At 44.9% G+C, this 5,799-nt stretch carries 6 protein-coding genes; 3 read left to right on the forward strand and 3 right to left on the reverse strand.

The window, feature by feature from the left end; genetic code table 11:
• Both Q0241_RS21995 and Q0241_RS22000 read right to left on the reverse strand, forming a co-directional pair.
• The coding region (locus tag Q0241_RS21995) for an FAD-binding oxidoreductase (protein ID WP_299381413.1) at window positions 1-1,295 on the reverse strand (1,295 nt) is incomplete at its 3' end.
• A 165-nt stretch (window positions 1,296-1,460) separates the two neighbouring features.
• The gene (locus Q0241_RS22000; RefSeq protein WP_299381415.1) at window positions 1,461-1,925 is read right to left on the reverse strand and encodes an Lrp/AsnC family transcriptional regulator; all 465 of its coding nucleotides are present in this window, start codon (window positions 1,923-1,925) and stop codon (window positions 1,461-1,463) included.
• Between the two features lie 130 nt (window positions 1,926-2,055).
• Here Q0241_RS22000 and Q0241_RS22005 point away from each other — a divergent pair, with 130 nt between their 5' ends.
• Both Q0241_RS22005 and Q0241_RS22010 read left to right on the forward strand, forming a co-directional pair.
• Entirely contained in the window at window positions 2,056-2,325 is a 270-nt protein-coding gene (locus Q0241_RS22005) for a DUF6356 family protein (RefSeq protein ID WP_299381418.1), read from the forward strand.
• Between the two features lie 184 nt (window positions 2,326-2,509).
• Window positions 2,510-3,517, forward strand: coding sequence for a putative sulfate exporter family transporter (locus tag Q0241_RS22010; protein WP_299381421.1), 1,008 nt, complete (start codon window positions 2,510-2,512; stop codon window positions 3,515-3,517).
• Window positions 3,518-3,610: 93 nt separating this feature from the next.
• Here the strand turns inward: Q0241_RS22010 and Q0241_RS22015 are convergent, their stop codons facing one another.
• Window positions 3,611-5,002: a dipeptidase gene (locus tag Q0241_RS22015; protein ID WP_299381423.1), complete on the reverse strand. Its 1,392-nt coding sequence runs from the start codon at window positions 5,000-5,002 to the stop codon at window positions 3,611-3,613.
• 276 nt (window positions 5,003-5,278) lie between these two features.
• Between Q0241_RS22015 and Q0241_RS22020 the strand changes: the two genes are divergently transcribed.
• On the forward strand, window positions 5,279-5,799 hold a 521-nt coding region (locus tag Q0241_RS22020; RefSeq protein WP_299381426.1), incomplete at its 3' end, for an NAD(P)-binding domain-containing protein.

The following is a 5,799-nucleotide window of genomic DNA, read 5'->3' on the forward strand; positions in this document are numbered from 1 at the left end:
CCCATTCTGTCCGCAAAAGCATGCCAGCGAATCATAAAGGGCATGAACCACGGAGATCCGCTATAAAATGGCCTGCTATTAAAAGGCAGGTCATCCAATTCAGTCCGACCTTCAGGATCATCCAGAATTTTCAACGCGGTCTTACGACCGAAATAAACAGCACGTCCAACGCCTGAGCCACAATACCCCATAGCATAATGCACACCATCGATTTTCCCCACATGCGGCGCATGATCAAAAGTATAGGCCACAACACCGGACCACGCATATTCAATCTTTGCCGATTGTAACTGTGGATAAATTCGTCGCATCGCGACTCCAAGGTATGATACGTACTCTCTGGGGTTATCATTGAGATCCTTGGCACGACCGCCAAAGATCATTCGTTTTCCATCAGGCGACGGACGGTAATAAAAAACCAAACGGTGCGTATCGCCATGCCCTCTTAATTTAGGTGAAAGTTCTAGAATTTTCTCTTTGGGTAATTCTTCTGTCGCTGTTACCGCAGAGCGGATCGGGATAATACGCTGGCGAAACCATTTTAAATTTTTAGGTGTGTAGCCATTCGTCGCCACGATAACATCCCGCGCTTTCAAGGAATGGTTCTTCGTACGCACCTCTAGCTCACCAGCTGAGCCAGAAACATCCTGCACGGCTTGTCCACCATAAACTTTTGCTCCGGCCTCAGTAGCTTTACTCAAAAGTCCTTGCAGTAATAACGCAGGCTGAAGTGTGCCATCATCTTCATACACAGCTCCACCATGATAAAGGTCAGACCCAATTTCATTGTGTTGTCCTGATTTTGGAACCATATGTGCGTTGAGACCAAGTTCTTTTTGCATAACCTCAACTTGTCGGGCGAGGCTATCATAATGCTTAGGACGAACGGCACCTCGAAATCGCCCCCGCATTACCAATTCACAATCGATTTTTTCCTCTTCCACAAAAGAAATTAACGACCGCATGCTATCCAGACTTTCACGCATGATGCCACGCGCTTTATCTTTCCCATAGGCGCGCTCTAGCCCTTTAAGACCGAGCTTATGAAAGCTTGGCCCCAACAGGCCCCCGTTTCGCGCTGAACATCCCCATCCCGGACGTTCAGCGTCCAAAACAACGACAGATCGCCCTGCACGCGCCAGAGTAAGCGCCGCAGAAAGTCCTGTGTATCCTGCGCCAATAATGACAACATCAACTTTTTTAGGTGGGGTATCAGACTGAACGTAACTATCAGGCTGAAAACGAGGATCAGTCCACCAGAAAGGTTGATGCTTGAAAGCTTCAAATTCAGCCATGGCCATGCTCAATAATTGGAGAGAAAAAATTCACGCGGAAGATTTACATCTGAAATAAAGAATATCGTTGAACAGTAAGCTGCCACGTCGATGAAATCATGGGAAGCAAAAAGCCAGATTTCTGTACTTTAACGACGCTAAATGATCACGCAACATGCCTTCCTCTTATCTTTTATCCAGCGGCACTTCTGTTGTTTCTTTAATTTTTTCCATAGAAAAGTATGACGTCACATCATGCAATGGTGCCGTGCGAATAATCTTCTTATAAACCCTGTCATAGTCTTCGATACTAGACACCAGAATCTTCAACAGATAATCCACGTTCCCATTAAGTCGATGGAATTCAACCACCTCATCAATCTTACTGATACCCTCGGAAAAACTTTCAAGCCATCCATCCCCATGATGTGCTGTTCGAAGCTCGACAAAAACCGTCAACTCTTTCCCCACCATTGCCGGATCAACCAAAGCCACCTGTTTTTTTATAACACCAGATTCCTGCAATAGCTTTATGCGACGCCAGCAGGCGTTGGTGGACAGATTAACCAACTCGGCAATTTCCGATGCGGGGCGACTGGCATCACGCTGTAGCTCCTTTAAAATTCGGAGATCAATATCATCTAACTTCATCGAACTCTCTTATATTGGGATATTTTCTCAAGAAGTCGGCACATTACCACGAAGAATGAGAAAATTTCATCTGTAATGTTGATCTATACTGAAAAAAGCAAAAACGAATAACGATTTCTTGGTGAACTAAATGAAAAAAATTATCGACAATCTTTTTATTGATCATCCACAAGCTGTGAACGAAACCTATTTTGAGCACATGGGACAGGCTTTGTATTTTTCATTTAACATGTGCCTTGGTTTTTTTGTTTGCCTTTGCCATGCCTTTATTCCTGGCGCTTTTGAAAAAACCGGCAGCCAACTAGTTACAAAACTGTACGACAGAATGGTTCAGAATCGTATGCGTCATCAGGCTAAGCAAGATACATCAATCGAAAATACAGAACCAAATCGCGCCTGATAGCTCTTTATCCTTCAGCAATATTCATAATTTTGCCGCCTCTTTAATCAAAAGCGTGCTCTATCATTAGTTTTGCTTAACAGATAATTTTTTGAGATTTCAGAGTGATCTTCCTATAGGATCTCCGCAAATATCTGTTGCGCTTTCAGCGTGACACAATCACAAAGACATATTGAGTAAAACAATGCCTGTTCTCGTTTTCGGGGCTGAAAAGTACGCCCAGATGAAACCACTAATACCTGGCGTAATGCTGGCCGTTATCCTGGCTTTTGCAGCAACCTTTATATCCGATCACCATGGTGGGCCGACACTTCTTTACGCCTTGCTTTTTGGTATGAGCCTTAATTCCCTCATCGAAGGATCATCCGCAAAACCAGGCATTGAGTTCACAAGCAAATCTCTCTTACGCATTGGTGTTGCTCTTTTAGGCGTAAGGATTGGTCTGGATCAAATTACCCAACTTGGGATTACATCAACCATAATTTTGGTCATCGCAGTCGTCGTGACCATTGCATCCGGTGTACTACTTGCCCGTTTTTTTGGGTTTGATAAACGCTTCGGATTGTTAACAGGCGGCGCCACCGCAATTTGCGGTGCTTCGGCGGCTCTGGCGATTTCGGCTGCCATGCCAGCTTCTCCAAACAAAGAACGCTCTACTCTTTTTGCTGTTGTCGCGGTCACAACTCTGTCCACGCTGGCCATGATTCTTTACCCCCCTCTTACATTATGGCTAGAAATGACGCCCGAAGAATCAGGTTTTTTTATTGGCGGAACAATTCACGATGTCGCACAGGTTGTTGGGGCAGGCTATTCCATTTCACCAGAAGCAGGTGATGCGGCCACCGTGGCAAAGCTTTTCCGCGTGGCACTTCTTGTTCCGATTACACTTTTTGTCATGACAATCTTCAAACAAACCAGCACAAACAAGATTAAGGCTTATCTGCCCCCACTCTTTTTAATCGGTTTCATTGCTTTCACTGGCTTACGTTCTACAGGGGTGCTTTCAGATTTTTGGATTACCCAACTTTCCGAGCTATCCCGCTGGTGCCTCATCGCCGCTATCGCAGCCGTAGGGCTCAAAACATCTCTGCGTGATGTTCTCCAGATTGGGCATCAGGCATTAATCTTGGTCGTCGTCGAAACCATCATTATTGCCGGCCTGATCATAGGCAGTATCTATTTGGTACATTGATAAAGAAGACACAAAAAAGGGCACGAACATAATACCTAATGTTCGTGCCCTTGAATAAATAAGATAGCTATATCAACTGCCACCTATGTCTTTCTATGCATCACCTAAGGCTGCAATAATGCGGACCCAGGACCGAATGCCTTTATGGAAGCTTTTAAGGTCGTATTTTTCATTAGGGCTGTGAATACGGTCATCTTCCAGAGCAAAGCCAACCAAAAGAGTTTCCATACCTAAGACACGCCGGAATTCAGTCGTAATAGGAATAGAACCGCCAGACCCGATCAGGGCAGCTTCTTTGTTCCACTCATCAGAAAGCGCCTTAATTACTTTCTGCGTTTCTGGCATATCCGTATCGACAACCAAGGGACCAAATTCTCCCCCTACGGATTCATATTCAACAGAACAATCGGCTGGTAAGCGAGCTTCAACAAAGCGCCGGAATGCCTCCCGAATTTTACTGGGTTCCTGCTGGTCAACCAAACGGAAAGTAAACTTGGCATTCGCTTCGGCTGGAATAACAGTTTTAGACCCCTCGCCGTTATATCCACCCCAGATACCATTCACTTCACAGGTCGGGCGTGATGTCAGTTGTTCAAGGACAGAGTAGCCCTCTTCACCTGCAGGCACAGAAAGTCCGACTTCACCAAGGAATTCTTCGCTATCAAATCCCAATTCATCCCACTGTTTTTTAATATCCGCAGGCAATTCACCGACGCCATCATAAAACCCGGGAATTTGAACACGCCCTTTATCATCCCGAAGATCCGCAATAATTTTAGATAAAACATGCAACGGATTGCGCGCAGCAGAACCATATCCACCAGAATGTAAATCACGGTCAGCAGCCTTGATAACAAGGTTCTCTTTCATCATCCCGCGAAGGCGAACTGTAATCGCAGGCGTATCCTTATCCCACATACTAGTATCACAGACCAACGCCAGATCGGCCTTTAATTCATCTTTATGTGTCGCCAGAAAATCATCCAAACTTGGGCTACCAGTTTCCTCTTCGCCTTCAAAAATGATCGACGCATTCAGCGGTAGCTTACCCGTTACAGCACGCCAAGCGCGACATGCTTCGACAAAAGTAAGAAGCTGCCCTTTATCATCTGATGTGCCGCGACCTGTTAGCTCTTTACTACCGTCAGCGAGTTCCTTGATGGTAGGCTCAAACGGTGGGTTATCCCATAGCTCCAACGGATCGACGGGCTGAACATCGTAATGTCCGTAGAACAGCACATGTGGGCCTGTATCCTGATCGGGTGTATGGGCAACGACCATAGGATGACCAGGGGTTGGCCGCACAGAAGCATCGAACTGAAGCTCTTTGAGTTCACGCTCTAACCATTCTGCCGCCTTCTGGCATTCTGCTTTATAAGCGGGATCTGTAGAAATACTTTCAATTCTGACAAGGTCAAATAATCTATCTACTGATTCTTCCAGATGGTCATCCACGTGGGATAACACTTGATCCAAAGCGCTCATTCCTATGCTCCTAGTGTTTGTATTTTTTTATTAGCCCCGATAAGGCATGTTGAATTCCGTCAAAAACATCCTGTGATCATTGATATAAATTTTTGAGAACAAGGAATAACGGGTAAAAAGTTGTGCAAGGCTAACAGAACCTAACTTGACTAGGCAAGCTGTGTTTCCGAAAGGTATTTAACCGAAATCTATAATAGGCAAACAGAAATAATCCATTTACAGTTATCGAAACTTACAAACGATCTAAACAGGTACGAACTGGGAAAGAATAAGAGGATGACCAACGACACAACAAATCCTGTACTCGGCATATTGGGCGTTGGATATTTCGCCTCTTATTTTACAAGCTCTCTCAAAAACGGTGGATACCAAGGGAAAATATATCTATCGCCGAGAAATGCGCAAACTGCTGAAAAAATTTCCAGGGAACATCATTGTTTAATCGCACAAAATAATCAGGACGTTATAGATAAGTCAGATATCATTTTGCTCTCTGTCAGACCCGAACAATTATCCGCTTTGCTGGAACCATTATCTTTTCGGAAGGATCAGATTGTGATTACCGCAGTCGCCGGAAAAACAATTGCCGAACATTACGCAGCAGCAAGCCACCTACCTCAAACACTTGTTCGTATGATCCCCGTCTGTAGCATCGAAGCAGGCGAAGGCGTTGTTCCTATTTATCCGCCCAACCCAGAGGTAGAAAAGCTCGCAAATTTTACAGGTACTCCAATAAGCTTTGATTCCGAACATGATTTTGATCTGGCTCTAACAACATCCTGTATGAACGGATGGCT

It is taken from the genome of uncultured Kiloniella sp. (assembly GCF_937128705.1).
GTDB lineage: Bacteria > Pseudomonadota > Alphaproteobacteria > Kiloniellales > Kiloniellaceae > Kiloniella.

Bases quoted from the DNA above. Each gene is read 5' to 3' on its own strand.
- Q0241_RS22000 (WP_299381415.1), bottom strand. From the start codon at position 1,925: ATGAAGTTAGATGATATTGATCTCCGAATTTTAAAGGAGCTACAGCGT.
- Q0241_RS22005 (WP_299381418.1), top strand. From the start codon at position 2,056: ATGAAAAAAATTATCGACAATCTTTTTATTGATCATCCACAAGCTGTG.
- Q0241_RS22010 (WP_299381421.1), top strand. From the start codon at position 2,510: ATGCCTGTTCTCGTTTTCGGGGCTGAAAAGTACGCCCAGATGAAACCA.
- Q0241_RS22015 (WP_299381423.1), bottom strand. From the start codon at position 5,002: ATGAGCGCTTTGGATCAAGTGTTATCCCACGTGGATGACCATCTGGAA.